Origin of the sequence: Chitinophaga arvensicola, assembly GCF_900110835.1 — a bacterium.
Classification (GTDB): Bacteria; Bacteroidota; Bacteroidia; order Chitinophagales; family Chitinophagaceae; genus Chitinophaga; species Chitinophaga arvensicola.
Window position 1 is genome coordinate 1,438,862 of the sequence record NZ_FOJG01000002.1, and the last position, 15,021, is coordinate 1,453,882.

At 45.4% G+C, this 15,021-nt stretch carries 18 protein-coding genes; 7 read left to right on the plus strand and 11 right to left on the minus strand.

Annotated elements, in window-relative coordinates; genetic code table 11:
• Positions 1–164 precede the first annotated feature (164 nt).
• From BMW79_RS23145 to BMW79_RS23170, 6 genes are read left to right on the plus strand one after another with little or no spacing between them, the layout of a single operon-like run.
• Complete coding sequence (locus BMW79_RS23145) at positions 165–863, plus strand: HAD family hydrolase (protein WP_089898535.1); 699 nt, start codon at positions 165–167, stop codon at positions 861–863.
• Entirely contained in the window at positions 863–1,705 is an 843-nt protein-coding gene (locus BMW79_RS23150; protein ID WP_218150419.1) for a phosphoribosyltransferase family protein, read from the plus strand. The genes BMW79_RS23145 and BMW79_RS23150 overlap by 1 nt, the downstream gene beginning before the upstream one ends.
• Positions 1,695–2,249: a TerD family protein gene (locus BMW79_RS23155; protein WP_089898539.1), complete on the plus strand. Its 555-nt coding sequence runs from the start codon at positions 1,695–1,697 to the stop codon at positions 2,247–2,249. Before BMW79_RS23150 ends, BMW79_RS23155 begins: the two co-directional genes overlap by 11 nt.
• A 35-nt stretch (positions 2,250–2,284) precedes the next feature.
• On the plus strand, positions 2,285–2,899 hold the full coding sequence (locus tag BMW79_RS23160) for a TerD family protein (protein WP_089898540.1): 615 nt from the start codon (positions 2,285–2,287) through the stop codon (positions 2,897–2,899).
• 45 nt (positions 2,900–2,944) lie between these two features.
• Positions 2,945–4,048: a toxic anion resistance protein gene (locus BMW79_RS23165; protein WP_089898542.1), complete on the plus strand. Its 1,104-nt coding sequence runs from the start codon at positions 2,945–2,947 to the stop codon at positions 4,046–4,048.
• A gap of 13 nt (positions 4,049–4,061) precedes the next feature.
• Positions 4,062–5,024, plus strand: a complete 963-nt coding sequence (locus tag BMW79_RS23170) for a hypothetical protein (protein WP_089898544.1) — start codon at positions 4,062–4,064, stop codon at positions 5,022–5,024.
• A 74-nt stretch (positions 5,025–5,098) separates the two neighbouring features.
• On the opposite strand, the gene BMW79_RS23175 is transcribed toward BMW79_RS23170, so the two are convergent.
• The 10 genes from BMW79_RS23175 to BMW79_RS23220 form a co-directional block, all read right to left on the minus strand.
• Positions 5,099–5,887, minus strand: a complete 789-nt coding sequence (locus BMW79_RS23175; protein ID WP_089898546.1) for a TerC family protein — start codon at positions 5,885–5,887, stop codon at positions 5,099–5,101.
• 25 nt (positions 5,888–5,912) lie between these two features.
• Entirely contained in the window at positions 5,913–7,421 is a 1,509-nt protein-coding gene (locus BMW79_RS23180) for a helix-hairpin-helix domain-containing protein (RefSeq protein ID WP_089898548.1), read from the minus strand.
• Positions 7,422–7,431: 10 nt separating this feature from the next.
• On the minus strand, positions 7,432–8,865 hold the full coding sequence (locus tag BMW79_RS23185) for a PP2C family serine/threonine-protein phosphatase (protein ID WP_218150420.1): 1,434 nt from the start codon (positions 8,863–8,865) through the stop codon (positions 7,432–7,434).
• Between the two features lie 15 nt (positions 8,866–8,880).
• Positions 8,881–9,936, minus strand: coding sequence for a TerY-C metal binding domain-containing protein (locus BMW79_RS23190; RefSeq protein ID WP_089898550.1), 1,056 nt, complete (start codon positions 9,934–9,936; stop codon positions 8,881–8,883).
• Positions 9,936–10,565, minus strand: coding sequence for an AIM24 family protein (locus BMW79_RS23195; protein ID WP_089898552.1), 630 nt, complete (start codon positions 10,563–10,565; stop codon positions 9,936–9,938). Before BMW79_RS23195 ends, BMW79_RS23190 begins: the two co-directional genes overlap by 1 nt.
• 11 nt (positions 10,566–10,576) lie before the next feature.
• A complete protein-coding gene (locus BMW79_RS23200; RefSeq protein ID WP_089898554.1) occupies positions 10,577–11,212 on the minus strand; it encodes a vWA domain-containing protein in 636 nt (211 codons plus the stop codon).
• Positions 11,213–11,229: 17 nt separating this feature from the next.
• The gene (locus BMW79_RS23205) at positions 11,230–11,868 is read right to left on the minus strand and encodes a vWA domain-containing protein (RefSeq protein WP_089898556.1); all 639 of its coding nucleotides are present in this window, start codon (positions 11,866–11,868) and stop codon (positions 11,230–11,232) included.
• 125 nt (positions 11,869–11,993) lie between these two features.
• The gene (locus tag BMW79_RS23210; protein WP_089898559.1) at positions 11,994–12,677 is read right to left on the minus strand and encodes a TerD family protein; all 684 of its coding nucleotides are present in this window, start codon (positions 12,675–12,677) and stop codon (positions 11,994–11,996) included.
• A gap of 18 nt (positions 12,678–12,695) precedes the next feature.
• Entirely contained in the window at positions 12,696–13,271 is a 576-nt protein-coding gene (locus BMW79_RS23215; protein ID WP_089898562.1) for a TerD family protein, read from the minus strand.
• An 85-nt stretch (positions 13,272–13,356) separates the two neighbouring features.
• The gene (locus tag BMW79_RS23220; RefSeq protein WP_089898564.1) at positions 13,357–14,184 is read right to left on the minus strand and encodes an SGNH/GDSL hydrolase family protein; all 828 of its coding nucleotides are present in this window, start codon (positions 14,182–14,184) and stop codon (positions 13,357–13,359) included.
• Between the two features lie 167 nt (positions 14,185–14,351).
• Between BMW79_RS23220 and BMW79_RS23225 the strand changes: the two genes are divergently transcribed.
• On the plus strand, positions 14,352–14,798 hold the full coding sequence (locus tag BMW79_RS23225) for a DoxX family protein (RefSeq protein ID WP_089904127.1): 447 nt from the start codon (positions 14,352–14,354) through the stop codon (positions 14,796–14,798).
• Here the strand turns inward: BMW79_RS23225 and BMW79_RS23230 are convergent.
• Positions 14,795–15,013 (minus strand): DUF4287 domain-containing protein, encoded by a 219-nt coding sequence (locus tag BMW79_RS23230; protein ID WP_089898566.1) that lies wholly within the window; start codon positions 15,011–15,013, stop codon positions 14,795–14,797. The genes BMW79_RS23225 and BMW79_RS23230 overlap by 4 nt on opposite strands.
• Positions 15,014–15,021 lie beyond the last annotated feature (8 nt).

The window sequence follows — 15,021 nt, forward strand, 5'->3', positions numbered from 1 at the left end:
CCCATAATATATATGTTTTGGTAACAGAAAGATTAAATACAGGTGTCCAAATATGCCTTATATTAATGTAATGCTACCATACATTGGATTAACCCATATAGTAATATACAGCTAAAGGGAGAAAGAGCAACTGCTGACGAGATGTAAACACGCTTATAATATACATGATTAGATACCAACATTATTCTTTTGATCTATGGTTAACTTTAATAAAATCGAATCCTTTATTTAAACAGGAAAGGACCCGTTTTTTTTACAACCATTTCAATCTGTCACAGAAACCACTGGAAGAAGTGGGGCGTATATTCCGCCGGGTGGACCTGATGTGCAATGCCATCAACGAAAAAACCGGGGGTAATATCGATGCCGAAGAAATGTACCTGATGGTGATCAATGAAATAAATGATTACAGCAATAATTTCGGGGAGATAGATCTGGCGCAGCTTTACCAGGATATGGAAGCATTGGTCCTACGGCATCTCCCGGTAGTATACTGTTCCGCTACGGTAAAGGTACTGCAGCAGATCAGGGAGCCGGGCAACAGTACCGTGAGCCTGCTCAGCAACACCGCTTTTATTAAAGGCAGTACACTGAGGCGGGTTTTACAGGAGCTGGAACTGGACCGCTATTTTGATTTCCTGCTGTTTTCTGATGAAACCGGCATGTCGAAGCCCAATGAAAAAATGTTCAGACTCATGCTGGAACAGGTAGCCAACCTGCGAAAAAACGCATGTCCTCCTTTAAATAATATTATTCATATTGGCGATAACGAAAGAGCGGATATACAGGGAGCGCAAGTAACAGGCATTCGCACGCTATTAATCAACTCCAATCACCAATGTATTTCAAGTTTACTTAACTGATGACGACTACTTATTCACTGCACAAAATCACCGATGCCGGCCATTTCGGGTTTTGCCCCGATGAATACAGCCGTTTTAAATTCGGTGACGACACCGTTGCCGAAAAATTCGGTACCAGCCTGGCAGAAGGATTTATTGAACACCATTTAAAAGACAGGCCCGTACCACAGATGGTAGTGGTATCCAGTCCATATTCCTTTATTCCAACTGCGACCTTTGCCATGAAAAACTATTTTGTTTTTCAGTTAAACCGCTGGCTGGCCGCACATGGACACCCGGTACTACAGGAAACAAAAGTACACCGTACCATTACCTATAAGGAAGATTACGGTGAACTGGATGCCGAACAACGACTGAAACTGATCGGCAACGACAGTTTTCATATCGACCGGTATTTCCTGGCTGGAAAGAAAGTAATTTTCCTGGATGATATCCGGATTACGGGCGGCCATGAAAGAATGATCCTGAAAATGGTGGATGCCTATGATCTTTCCAATGATCTGTACCTGCTTTATTTTGCGGAGCTACAGAATAAAAACATTCATCCCAACATTGAGAATCATCTGAATTACCATTTTGTAAAGTCCATTTTCCACCTGGAAAAGATCATCCAGGGCGATCAGTTCTTTATCAATACCCGTATTGTCAAATACATTCTGAACTACGATTTTGACTCATTTTGCATTTTTCTGCAAAATCAATCGGATAAATTCGTAAATCTTTTGTATAATATGGCCCTGGGAAATGGCTATCACACGATAGAAGCCTACCAGAAAAATCTGAATTTCATTAAAAATTACTTATTTAACAGTAAACATAAAAGCATACAACATGGCAATTAATTTGCAAAAAGGTCAGCGACAAACAATTAATGCGCCCAAATTCGTAATTGGCTTGGGTTGGGACGCAAACGCCTCTTCAACAGGTACCAGCTTCGATCTGGATGCTTCTATCTTTGTGATGGGAGATAATAAAAAGATACTTTCTGATCAGCATTTTATTTTCTATAATAACCTGGTAACACCGGATGGCAGCGTGGAGCATACCGGCGATAACCTCACCGGCGACGGCGGCGGCGATGACGAACAGGTCAAAATTGACCTCTCTAAAATAGACTCCAAAGTAGCCGAAATATGCATAGTAGTAACCATCCACGATGCAGAAGCACGCAGACAAAACTTTGGTCAGGTAAGAAATTCCTTTGTACGTATCTTCGACCCCGTTACCAATGAAGTATTGCTGAAATACGAACTGGAAGAAGATTTCTCTATCGAAACCGCCGTAGAATTCGGAAGGATCTACAAACGTAACGATGAATGGAAATTCGAAGCCGTAGGCGTAGGCATGAAAGGTGGCCTGCAGGACTATCTGAATAAATACAATTAATCTGATTCACAACGATATTAAAATATAAGATCAACATGGCAATCAATCTTCAAAAAGGTCAGCGTATCAACCTGGAAAAAAGCAACGGCGCCAAACTGCAGAACATCTGCGTAGGCATCAACTGGGGCGCGATTGAAAAGAAAGGCTTGTTTGGTTTGTCCAAATCTAAAGAAGCAGTAGACCTGGACGGCAGCTGCGCTTTGTTCTCCGAACAAAAACAACTGCAGGAAGTAGTATATTTCGGTAACCTGAGATCCAAAGATAATTCCATCCGCCACAGCGGAGATGATCTGACCGGCGACATGAACGGCAACGATGGCCTGGATAATGAAGTAATCACCGTGGATTTTTCCCGCCTGGATCCTACCACCAACTACGTGGCATTTGTGCTGAACAGCTTCAGAGGACACGATTTTGGTACCATTCCGTTTGCTTCTATCCGCATCTATGAAGGCACCCCTTCCCGCGTAAACGAAGTATTCGCCACCTACGACATTGCCAGCGGCGCAGGCTTTGCCGGTCACGTATCCATGGTCATGGGCGTTTTTTACAAAAAGAACGGCGAATGGAAATTCAATGCCATCGGTGAACCTACGCGTGATAAAAAACTGCAGGAAACAGTGAATACTGTGGCGCAGAATTACCTGTAGGCTTTTCCTTTATAAAGACAATCACATTTCATAATAAGATACCTTATGGAAGCAAACCCAAATATACCCGATCCTACTACCCTTCCCGCAGTGCGACTCGATAAAGAAGGAAACGTAGACCTGTCCGTGATCACCCCGGACGACGCGAAGAAGTATGGAGATATCGGTAAATCACTTGTCACCACCGACGTGAATTCCATCCTGAATTATGGTACAGACGTACAGAATTCAATGGAACGGTACAGTAACGAATTCTTAACCTCGGTACGTACCTACAACGCCGGCGAAGTGGGCGGTCTTATCAACGACCTCCTTACAGAACTGAACTATATCGATGTAGATGAGCTGAACCAGGGCGCCCTGCAAAGCTTTATCTCCAAAATACCTTTTCTGAAAAAGCTGGTATTTGATGCCAAAAAGCTGTTCCAGAAATACGATACCGTGATCAACAATATCGATAAGATCACTAACAAGATCAAAGCTGGCCGGATAAACTCCCTGAAGGATAACAGCTCCCTGCAAACCATGTTCGATAGTAACGTATCTTACATCAAGCAGATGGAAGATCTCATTATTTCAGGTCAACTGAAATACAATGAGCTCACCGAGAAGCTGGCCCAGATGGAAGCCAATGCCGGTAATTACAACGATTACGAAATTGCCGATCTCAGAGATTTCGTGACCCGCCTCGATAAAAGGCTGGCAGATATGAAGATTGTACGCTTCATTATGCTGCAATCACTGGCGCAGATCCGCCTGGTGCAAAACAACAACACCTCTATCGCGGAAAAAGCCCAGTCGATCGTTTCTACCACGATCCCTGTCTGGAAAAATCAGCTGACCATCGCCGTGGCCCTGCAAAGACAGAAAGCCAACGTGGAAATGCAGCGGAAAATCTCCGATACCACCAACACCATTCTCCAGAAAAACGCCGATCTGCTGAAACAAAACAGCATTGAAGTAGCCAAAGAGAATGAGAAAACAGTGGTATCTATCGAAACACTGAAGAGAACCACCCAATCGCTGATTGAAACACTGCATGAAGTGAAAAAGATCCATGAACAAGGAACCGAAAGCCGTAAAGTGCTGGATGGTGAATTGCAGACACTGGAATCTGAGTTGAAGAAAAATGTAACAAACGTTAGCTAACGGAGGATAAATAATGGAGGATAACCTGGCAATCATATTAAGTGACTCAAATAAAACGATCAGCAAATTACAGTTGCTGTCCACTTTTTTTGAAGACGAGATAGTATATAAAATTTATCTCAGAAGCCAGGTTGTCCATAAATTATTTGAAACCAACCCGGAACTGGATGTCAATAAACTGGAACTCTTTCACCTGCAATACACCACCACGGTGATTGAACTGCTGAGAAAAATTAAAACCAGCAACGAAAGAAATGTAAGTATCCTGTACGACGAAATCCAGATCAACAAAGACCTGATCGCCAATATCAACGATTCCGTTTTTTCAGAAAAGAACTTCCAGCTCGACAAACAAAAACAATCCCTGAAAATTAACCTGTCGCTCCGGAAGCTGTTCCAGGTACTGTCCGATAACTCAGAAGACTACCCCTTCTCTAAAAATATCAATGCCTTCAGCGCCCGCTTCTCCCAGGATTTTTACTACGATATCTCCACAGAAGCGCTGAACGAGCTGATTAAATTCAATCCCTCCGAAGTATATCGCAACAATTCCGCGATCATCCAACGGAAGCTGATGGGATTATTGTGTAAAATGGAATTTAAAACGGAGTTCTTCTGCGGACTGAGCGCCGGTAATCTCATTGTAGAAGTATATAAATTCCTCAACCTGGACAGGTATTTCCTGTTCTTCCCAGCAAAAAACCTGTTCCTGTTCTGTGACCTGTCTACCATTACAGATGTAGACTGGAGCAATACCCTCTCTAAAAAAACGAGGATCATACAGGAGCTCACCGACAAAAATGATAATCTCATGAGCCGGGCGAATGTGCTGAAAACGATCATTCCCGAAAATGTAAAAACCCTCCTGGGAGAGTATTACGAGAAAATTTCGGATGTAAACTTCCTGCAAACAATTGGTCGCTATGATGTACAGACCAACATCCTCAAAACCATGCTGAATACGAATGTGATTTAAGCACTGGTGTTTCCATAAAAAAACACCAGTCCGAAGACTGGTGCTATAATAAAAATCTTTATTTCACATCTCCCTTATTTTTCTATTTCCGCCTCAGGGGTTCTTTTGGGGAAATTCAACAGCAGAGAAGTCAGGATCGGCACGAGGAAAATACCTACGGTCAGGATCGATGTCAGTACATCCGCCTTTGAACTTTCCAGGAACTCCGTCACAGGAGAGTGCGGGAAATAGTGTTCATAGATAGACAGGCTCAGTTTCAATCCGAGGATACCGATTACCACATAGGCAGCCGTTTCCAGGAAAGTAAATTTCGTCATCAGTTTCACGAAAGCCTGTGCTACAAAACGCATGGCCAGGATACCGATAAATACGCCAAGACATACCAGCAGAATATTGTCGGTAAAGGCTACCGCCGCAAAAATATTATCTATGGAGAAGGCCATATCCATCAGCTCTACCAGCGCCACCGTAGCCCAGAAGGGACCAATAGCACCCACAGTGGCCTTGTATAACCAGTTCTGGCCTTTGTCGATGTTTTCTTCTTCTTCTTTCTCTCCTTTCGCACGTTTCTCTTTCCACCAGCTAAATACCAGGTACAGCAGATATAAACCGCCAATTGGTTTCAGCCACCAGATAGTAATCAGGAAAGACGCGAACAGCATAGCCAGACCACGGAACAGATAAGCGCCGAAGATACCATACTTCAGGGCGCGGTCACGCTGTTTTTCGGGTAAATCCATTACCATAGTGGCAAGTACAGCGGCATTATCAACAGACAGTAAGCTTTCAATAATGACAAGGTTCCCGACCACAATCGCCGAAGGGATGGGGTTGTCAATAATTTGCTGGATTAAATGATTCATTTCAGTTTTATTTTTATATAGGTGTCTACTTGTTGGCAATAGTAATAATCACGACTCTTCCTCCTTCTTCCCTTGACAGCAGTAATCTTTTTCCATCCGTTAATTCCACCATGGACCCGATAGGAATTTCCTTGTCTTCTGTCAAATCTTTCAGTGTGGTAAGTTGCTGGTTTACCAATACCCATTTATTCTGATGGAAGACGAAATAACCTACCGGCACCTTTTGTGCGGCAGTCAGTTTCTCGTTGCGGATAACATTCCGGTTTACATGCCACTGAAAAAGATACTGGTTGTTGTACACCATCAACCGGTGATTTTCCGGCTTCCACACGGTTGGTTTGAATTCGTAATACAGATCCAGCACCGGTAGCGTGCCTTTATGCGGCGTACCACAGAAAGGACATTTCGGGGAATTCGTATTGTCAAATACATACCATTTCTGTTCGCAGGCCGCATTGCTGCAGGGCTGCATCAGATCGGTGGTTTTTAACAGCGCCTGCTCCCACATTTCCGCCGGCGGGCGCTCTGTAGGCTGATGCAGTCCTTTTACAAACGCCTGGTAAAACAGTTCCTTCAGATAAGGTCCTGTAATAGTGTACGGCAATTTGGCCACATCTGCCCAGGGCAGTTCCTTCGGATTTACATGATTCAGCTTCGGGCGGTTGGAAGCATCCTGCGGATGCTCTGTAAACAGCGCCTTCTCCCCCATGCTGAGCAGATCATCCTTCTCCGCGTCCAGGTCATGCACCTTCCCTCCTTTCAGCGGATGACGGTACAGGAGATACATATAGATCATCACCGCCAGCGCATGCAGATCAGTGAGCCTTGACGGGAGTTTCCGGTTAGGATCTTTCAGATCCAGGTGCTTGGTGGCCAATACTTCCGGCGCAATGAAATCGGCGGTACCGATTACATCCGGCGGAAATAATCCCGGCACTACCAATCCATCTATATCAATGATGGCCGCCGATTTGCTGACCGGATCTACCAACACATTTTTATACGACAGATCAGAATGTGCCAAACCTGCTGCATGCAAGCGTTTCACGCCCCTCGCAATATTTACACAGATCTGGAAATAGCTTAACCAGTTGCCCAGTTCTGCCTCATCCAGCCGTAATGTGAACTGCTTATTCCTGAACTTGGGAGACGCAAACCATTTCCCTTCTTTCTCTTTGCCTTTGATCAGGTCATTGGCGGCATAGCCTTTTTTGAAAAAGAAATTGGAATGATAGCAAGGTACTACCAGTCCTACTTTTGCACCAGCTTCCACCATGTCGGTGGGCCAGCAATATAGTTCCTTGTAGTAATCTCCCCCTTCCCGGTTAAAAAAGCTATTATAATAATCAGTAACAATTTTACGCAACCGTTCGCGGGAGGCGTAATCCTGTTGTTCCCGGTAAAAGGCTACCACGTATGATTTATCCGGACTGAAATACACGTCTTTCATCCCGCCCCGCATAGGTTCGCCATTGTCAACGTACTGATATGTTTTGCCCGCATTGATGACGGATTGTACCGTTTTTGTACTCATATAGTCAGCATTAGCTTACCACCGGGATTGATGCCGGTACTTGACTGATGATCATTAAAGTTCTGTCATCGTGATTGCCCGGACTCCAGAAATCCATCCAGGTAGCTAACTCGTTGGCTACTTCCGGTGTATGGGATTCCAGATGCACTTTTACCTTGTCTTCATTGTCACCGTCCAGGTCCGCCAGCAGGGCTTTCCAGGCTTCCAGCTTTTCCAGGTTGGCTTCTACTTCAAACTTGGGATCATAAATACCATCCGTCATGAGCATCAGGTAAGAAAAATCCGGTACCAGCTTAAATCCAAAGCGGGTTGCAAATGTATCACTTTTAAAGATTTCCTGCATGGTAATAAACCGTGTACCACCACTAAATTCGCCTACATCGAGGCGGTTTAACAGGTTAACTGCGGAAAAATCCTTGTTTATTAGCGCAATCGGGCAATCTCCCACACCAAAACTCATGATCACTTCCCCGAATTCATACTGCTTTAATAGTACAAATATAAGCGTGGAATGAAAATCTTTCAATGGGGCGCCGGTGCTGGCGGCAAATTCTTCCAGTTTCTTGAAAACGGTAAAAGCGGCCTTGCCGAGGTTATCGTATACAAAGCGGGTGAGTTCCTTCTGTGTTTTATCACCCGCACTGGCTGCGTGTTCTGCCAGCAGTGCATCCAGGGCGGCGCTGCGTTCCGGTGTGAAATGCTGTTCAAAAAATTCCACCACACCTTTACAGGCCATTTTCGATCCTGCCCTCGACAGCCGGGCGCTGCCTGCACCATCGGAAACAGCGAAAACGCTCCAGCCGTTTTCCCCGAAATGCTGAAAGGCAAAATCATCTTCCCGGAAGCCGCCGGTATTGGCGTGTGAACGTCCCCGTTTAGAAGCCGCTACCAGGCGTTTTGTACCCAATTGCGCAACGGTGGCCACGTTGTCTTCTTTCCAGTGCGGATCGGTAGTGTCGCTGGGAATGTTTTTCCAGAGCGACCGTGGACTGGGATTGATGATCAGCGGAATACGCTTTTCATGGGGCGCGCTATCTTCTTTTTCACCCGTGACCCGGTATTTCAATACCCATCTGACATCACCGCTTTTAAGCGGTATTCCGCTGATGGTCTTTGTTCCGGGATCGTATTGCAATCCGTACTCCTCCAGTCCTTCTATCGCTATACATTCCACATCATTCCAGTTCAGTTGCGCGAAATCCAATGTTACAGCGTAGGACTTGCCTGCCGTGGCATTGGGAATGCTGACGGATTGTTGTTGAATATCTGCTAACCGGCTTTTTAACTGCCACGTGTCCATGAGTAGCTTTTTATTTTCTATGATCTGCTGTACCGCCAGCCTGTTTATTTCTTCATTCACAAATGCGTCAAATAATTGCTGGCGGTGGTCGCCTACCGTAATATTGTTTGCTTTGAACAGCTCCTGGATATAGGTTTTTCCCATGTGTATTTTTTTCCGTTAGCCCTGAGCCCTGTCTACATCAAAACCGCCTTCACTGATGCCATAGGTGGCCTGGTTGCCGCAGGTGGGACAGGTACTTAGTTTCTCATCTCCTATACAATGTATCTGCCCGCAGGAGCATAATGCAAAGCCCCATTGATTGCCGCAGCAGGGGCAGTTGGGATTACCCAGCAATTCTTCGCTGCTGATACGGGCCGGCTTTGCGGAAGGATCAGACAGTTCCTGGTAGGTTTTATCTACCTGGAAAGCACCTACCAGCTTATAATACAGCCGGTTCAGGTTTAACCCGTAAATATCTGCGTCCTGTTCAGCGCGACGGTACTTCATGAGATACTCGCGTTTCATGTGCTGGCATTTTCCTACCATCACCACAAAATTGCTGTCGGTGTACTGCCTTGGTGGTTCAGGTTTCGACAAATCTATTTTTGATAATGTATCCGTATCGTGAATTTTGGATAATTCAAATCCGGAAGCATTTTTCTCTACGCTTTCGCTGCTGGTTTTAATAGAATCCGTGATCCAGCGGAAAAATTGTTTATAGGCTGTGGGGCTGCTGTTTTTAAAATGGATCACGTTTTCTGTCAGTTCTTTCAGCACATTGGTATCGGCTTCATTGCCGAAAGAAATGGCCACCAGGTTGGTATTGCGCTGCCAGTTCTGTTTCCATTCGCGGATCGCCTGGCTGGTATCATCTGTGGGAACACCATCCGTGAATAAAAAGATGATAGGTTTCCAGTCACCTTTTTGGTCATAGGTGGTTTTCACCTGGTTCTTCCGCAATTCATACATGAGATGTCCGAGCCCCCTGCTTAAAGAGGTGCCTCCACCGATGGGGAAACGCGGCGGATAAAAGTTGATAATTTCCTGTAAGGGCACCAGCGTTTTTGCCTGTCCGGCGAAAACGAGGATAGAGATCCAGGCTGTTTCAATTGCATAAGGATCTGCTTTGAGTGCCTGAATGATCTGCCCCAGGCCTTCTTCCACCTGTTGAATGGGTTCCCCGACCATCGATTCAGAGACATCTATCAAAAAATAAACAGGGAGTCTTCTCATTATCCAAAATTTACAGAGGTAACATATACGGTACCCGGACCGGTGATTTTCAGCATGCTTAAGCCTTCCCCGCCCAGTAGATTGTTTCCGGAGAAATGGGAAGACATACGGTTGACCATCTCAGCGTTCATGCAGATAAAACTTTTTTCATCTACAAAAACAGTTTGTCCGGCGGTGAGATCCAGTGTAATGGGCGATCCCATCACATCCAGGAAAACTGTACAAAAGCCGGTAATTTTCTGCATGATCAACCCGGTGCCGCCGATCAGGGAGCTGAGGTTCATTTTTACATCAATGTCAATTTTATCTGACGAGGCCACGTAGGCCCCGGCGCGGCATACAATGCCATTCGACAGTTGTTTCAGGTTTACCGGCAGCAGGCCTACTTTTCCTGCCAGTGCCAGTTTTTTATTATCCGGATGATTATTGCAAAGCTCTACCTGGAAAATGCTTTCACCGGTGAGTTTTCTTTTTATTAATCCGGCTACTCCTTTATCGAATACGTTGGTAGTAGCAGTGATGCCTTCTTCATAATAGATCAGGGCGCCTTTTTCACAAAAGAATTTCTCCTGCCGGGATAATTCTACCTGCAGACATTTAAAATCATGTCCGATCAATTTTACGTTCATGTGGGTTTTTATCAGATGATTAAATTCACTTCGCTGGGCGGCGGCGGCAGGGTGACCTGCTCCGTGGTACCCATACTTTTATTGCCCTGTTCGATGGTATCAGATACCCATTTAAAGAACTGCTTGAGCGTAGCGCTGTCGGCAGTATCCAGGTGGACCACCGTATCCGTCAGTTCTTTAAGCATGTCGTTATCCGCAGCTTTACCGGCGGCACAACCTACGATGGTAGCGAAGTTGAGGCCTTTGATCAGCGGGATCATTTTGCGATACAGCTGCTGATCAGAGGGTTTGCCATCGGTAAACAGGAACAGTAAAGGCCGCCAGTCGCCCTTTTGTGTTGGGGTGCCTTTGCGGACTTCACTGTTTACTTTTGCATGGAGAAACTCCAGGGCATAGCCGGTATGTGTGGGGCCGCTCTGCGGACAGGTGATTTCCGGTAACTGGAAGTTGGCCAATTCTACCAGGGGCGTCACTTCTTTCACTTCCCTGTCGAAAGTGATAATGCTCAGCCACAGGGAGTCCATGGCCTGCGGGTCCATCCGGAGGGTGTTTACCATGCCGCTCAATGCATTATTCAGCGCTTGTATGGGTTCTCCATACATGGATCCGGAGGTATCCAATAAAAAAAATACCGGTAGTCTTCGCATGTCAATATTTTAAATTCTTACACCACAATATTGAGTTCTGCTGGCGGAGGCGGTAATTCATTCAGTCCTACCACTTCTTTACCGGCGTCTTCTACCTTGGTGGAAGTAACTCCGATGGAAGCAGTAACCCAGGCAAAGAACCGGGCAATGCTCTGGCTGTCGGCAGTATCGAGGCTCAATACATTTTCCGTGATCTGTTTGAGCACGGCGGTATCGGCACCGGAACCGGCGGCACAGGCGATGGTGTAGGCCACTTTGCGCTGTTTAAAAGCAGCAAGACCACTTTGCCAGTTGTCGGTAGGAATGCCATCTGTCATGATAAACACGAGTGGTTTCCAGTCGCCTTTCCTTTCGGTAGTTGTTTTAGCCACTTCTGTGTCAATACAATGGCTCACTACCTGTAAAGCTTCTCCCAGTGCTGTGGTACCGGTAGCTTTGATATCCACCATCTGAAAGGAGGACAGGTCGGTCAGCGGAACAACCTGTCTGGCAGCGCTGTCGAAAGTGATGATACTGATAAAAGCCGTTTCAATTGCCTGTGGGTTCTGACGTAATGAATTAATCATTATCTGTACACCATTTTTGACCGCCTCTATTGGCTCTCCGCTCATAGATCCGGAAGTATCTAACAAAAGATACACGGGTAATCTTCTCATACAATCAATAATTTAATACCAGTGTTGGCATGTTGAAAATAGGTAACGCTTCATCACGGCGCTTGCAGGTGCGGCAAAACAAGATGAACAGTTATGAATATAGGTCTGTAAATTTTTCTTCTTTATCAGGAATAGGTTAATTTCTTCAATTCATCCACAAAACTATCGGAAGGATGTGGAATGCCGATGGCCCTGAATTTCCAGGCGCCGTCTTTACGATAAATTTCCGCAAATGTCATGGAACACATCCCGTTATAGGTGCTATCGCCCGACAGGCTGAATTTTGCAATTTCCTTGCCCCTGTTATCTACTGCACGGATAAAGGCATTGTCGATCATACCAAAGTGCTGGTTATTCTGGCGGCCGTTGTAGATGGTTACCATGAATAAGATCTTCTGGTATTTGTTATCCATCTGATCCAGTTTGATAATGATCTGCTCATCGTCTCCATCGCCTGCTCCGGTTCTGTTATCGCCGGTTAACCAGATGTTGCCGGAGGGATGCCGCATAGAGTTGAAGAAGATCACATCTCCTTCAAATAATCCCATGCTTCTGCCATCGCGCGACTGTACGGTTCTGCCGAGGTTAGCCACTTTTCCGTTGTTGTCGAGCAGCATCGCTACCGCATCCAGGTCATATTCTTCTTCTTTTTTCTCTCCTCCGAATAATTTTCCGAAGAAGCCTTCTTTTCCTTTTGATTGCCTGACGTCCCAGCCTAATCCGATGGTGACAGTAGACAAATCAAATTCTTCTCCTTTGTCGTTTTTGCGCAGGTCAATCGTCTGACCTTTTACCAGGTTAATAGCCATAGGTGGTGGTTTTAGGAATTATTTAATAATCTGACCTTTAAAATATTTGGATAAAAAGAAAGCCAGATCTTCCCTGTAACCAATCCCGGAGGCTTCAAATTTCCATTTTCCGTCTTTCAGGTAAAGACGGCCAAACTCCACTCCTGTTTCAATGGAGAAATCTTCTCCCAGTTCATATTTTGCAATTTCGTTGCCGGTACCTTCATCCACAATACGGATATAGGAATCTCTTACCTGTCCAAAATTTTGTCTTCTGCCGATGGCATCGTGAATGGTCACTACAAATAAAATCTCTCTCACGCGTGGATCTACTTTAGTTAAGTCCACCTGTATGGTTTCATCGTCACCGTCTGCACTGTTGCCGCCGGTAGGATCATCGCCCGTGTGATGTAATGCGGTATCAGGAGAATCCGTATTACCATAAAAAACGAAAAATTCCTCAGCGGGGATCAACCTGCTTTCATCGATCATAAATGCAGATGCATCCAGGTCAAAATCCGATCCGGTTCCTTCGTTCGGATGCCAGCCTAAACCTATACTGATTTTGGAAAGGCCGATATCAATCCGTTGTCCTTTTTGTAAGTTAATCGCCATTTTTCAAAATTTTAAAACCAGGGGTAATATAGCATATTTATTTCAGAATATATGTAGGATGTGGTGGATCAACAGGTAATAAACTTTAATACTTCCGCATCACCTTCACCAGCATATCCGCAATCACCGTAAACCCTTTATCAGATGGATGCAGCCCATCATACGTCATATCAATGGCTTCCACCGGATAAGGATATTCATCCGTTGCCGGATTGAAGGGTACATCCTGGTAAGCAGGCCAGGTGTAATTGGTATACACGCCGCTGGCCGGGTCTTTGAGCCGTTTGTATTTCACTGCGTTTTCAATGGTAATACCGCTCTCCTGATAAAGATCTACTTTATCAAAATGCGCATAGTCTGCAATGGAGTCGATGGCGGCAGCTACCTGCGACAACAACTGCCCTTTTTTCTCCTTATAGGAGCCATAGGCATTGTTTTTCATGTCGGCGATGTAAACAAAGTCGCCGCGTTGCAGCGGAGTGATCAAAATAATATGGGCAGATTTATTCAGTGATTTCAGTTTATCGGTGATGGTCCGGTAAGCGCCATATACAGTGTGGTTACCGGTTTTATTGATATAGTCGGCCAGAGTACCCACCGGCCTGCCGGCCCACCAGTCGTTCGTACCGAGGAATACGGAATATACATCTGCTTTCACCAGGTCCAGCTTTTCAATAGCATCGGCGATACCGCCAGACGTCCACCCGTTGTAGCCTTTATTGATGTATTGTATATCCGGCAGCTGCGCGGTTACCCTTGTCATGTAGCCTTTGGTGATCCTGTTGCCCGTTTCATCAGGGTGTTCATTCAGGTAGGTGATAGAATCTCCAATGGCCACCCATGTTATTTTGCGGGGCTTAAATGCGGCAGCAACTGCTGCTATCATGAGTACACCAAACAACCATTTCTTCATTGCGGAATGCCTTTATATAATTCTTCTGCCAGTATAGGGAAAATTAGGGAGATTTTCACCTGTTGCAGTGATAAAACATTCCATTGCTGGACTACCGGTCGATTGTAAACTGGGCTACCAGTCTGAACAATGATGCCCCTAAATTTGTCTGGCAAAAAAATAACAGCATGAAAAACAAAGCGGATATTTATCAACTTTTCTTGAGATTTGCCCTGGGAGCCAGTTATCTGTGCGCAGGACTGGACAGGTTCGGAGTATGGGGCCCGGCTGGTGCGGCCCATGTGAGTTGGGGCAACTGGCAGAACTTTATGGTATATGCGCAAAAACTGATGTTCTTCCTGCCGTATTCCATGGCTTCATTTTTTGCGGCACTAGCCTCGGGCGCAGAGATTCTTTTTGCCTTATTGCTGATAACAGGCTGGTATACACGCCAGGCAGCCATCGGTAGTGGTGTACTGACGCTATGTTTTGCCCTGTCAATGACGATCGCACTGGGAATTGCCCAACCGCTGAATTACTCTGTATTTACCGCCAGTGCAGCGAGCTTTTTGCTTTCTTCCCTCCCGGCGTATCGCTGGAGCATGGACCAGTGGCTTCGTAAAAGACAGGACTAATCCCGCTTCCCTTTGAAGTAGGCAAAAATCGCCATGGCATGACCATGTCCGAGTTCGTATTCTTCTTTCAGCCAGTTGACTATCTCCGTAGCTTTTACTTTGGGATCCAGCACGCCGTCTTTTAAAAACTTCTTTTTCTCCGCCAGCTTTTTAAAATCGTCTGCGGTTTTGCCGGTTTTTGTTTTGATATTATCTAAGTAGGCCTGAAATGACATAATATTTG

Bases quoted from the DNA above. Each gene is read 5' to 3' on its own strand.
- BMW79_RS23145 (WP_089898535.1), top strand. From the start codon at position 165: ATGATTAGATACCAACATTATTCTTTTGATCTATGGTTAACTTTAATA.
- BMW79_RS23150 (WP_218150419.1), top strand. From the start codon at position 863: ATGACGACTACTTATTCACTGCACAAAATCACCGATGCCGGCCATTTC.
- BMW79_RS23155 (WP_089898539.1), top strand. From the start codon at position 1,695: ATGGCAATTAATTTGCAAAAAGGTCAGCGACAAACAATTAATGCGCCC.
- BMW79_RS23160 (WP_089898540.1), top strand. From the start codon at position 2,285: ATGGCAATCAATCTTCAAAAAGGTCAGCGTATCAACCTGGAAAAAAGC.
- BMW79_RS23165 (WP_089898542.1), top strand. From the start codon at position 2,945: ATGGAAGCAAACCCAAATATACCCGATCCTACTACCCTTCCCGCAGTG.
- BMW79_RS23170 (WP_089898544.1), top strand. From the start codon at position 4,062: ATGGAGGATAACCTGGCAATCATATTAAGTGACTCAAATAAAACGATC.
- BMW79_RS23175 (WP_089898546.1), bottom strand. From the start codon at position 5,887: ATGAATCATTTAATCCAGCAAATTATTGACAACCCCATCCCTTCGGCG.
- BMW79_RS23180 (WP_089898548.1), bottom strand. From the start codon at position 7,421: ATGAGTACAAAAACGGTACAATCCGTCATCAATGCGGGCAAAACATAT.
- BMW79_RS23185 (WP_218150420.1), bottom strand. From the start codon at position 8,865: ATGGGAAAAACCTATATCCAGGAGCTGTTCAAAGCAAACAATATTACG.
- BMW79_RS23190 (WP_089898550.1), bottom strand. From the start codon at position 9,936: ATGAGAAGACTCCCTGTTTATTTTTTGATAGATGTCTCTGAATCGATG.
- BMW79_RS23195 (WP_089898552.1), bottom strand. From the start codon at position 10,565: ATGAACGTAAAATTGATCGGACATGATTTTAAATGTCTGCAGGTAGAA.
- BMW79_RS23200 (WP_089898554.1), bottom strand. From the start codon at position 11,212: ATGCGAAGACTACCGGTATTTTTTTTATTGGATACCTCCGGATCCATG.
- BMW79_RS23205 (WP_089898556.1), bottom strand. From the start codon at position 11,868: ATGAGAAGATTACCCGTGTATCTTTTGTTAGATACTTCCGGATCTATG.
- BMW79_RS23210 (WP_089898559.1), bottom strand. From the start codon at position 12,677: ATGGCTATTAACCTGGTAAAAGGTCAGACGATTGACCTGCGCAAAAAC.
- BMW79_RS23215 (WP_089898562.1), bottom strand. From the start codon at position 13,271: ATGGCGATTAACTTACAAAAAGGACAACGGATTGATATCGGCCTTTCC.
- BMW79_RS23220 (WP_089898564.1), bottom strand. From the start codon at position 14,184: ATGAAGAAATGGTTGTTTGGTGTACTCATGATAGCAGCAGTTGCTGCC.
- BMW79_RS23225 (WP_089904127.1), top strand. From the start codon at position 14,352: ATGAAAAACAAAGCGGATATTTATCAACTTTTCTTGAGATTTGCCCTG.
- BMW79_RS23230 (WP_089898566.1), bottom strand. From the start codon at position 15,013: ATGTCATTTCAGGCCTACTTAGATAATATCAAAACAAAAACCGGCAAA.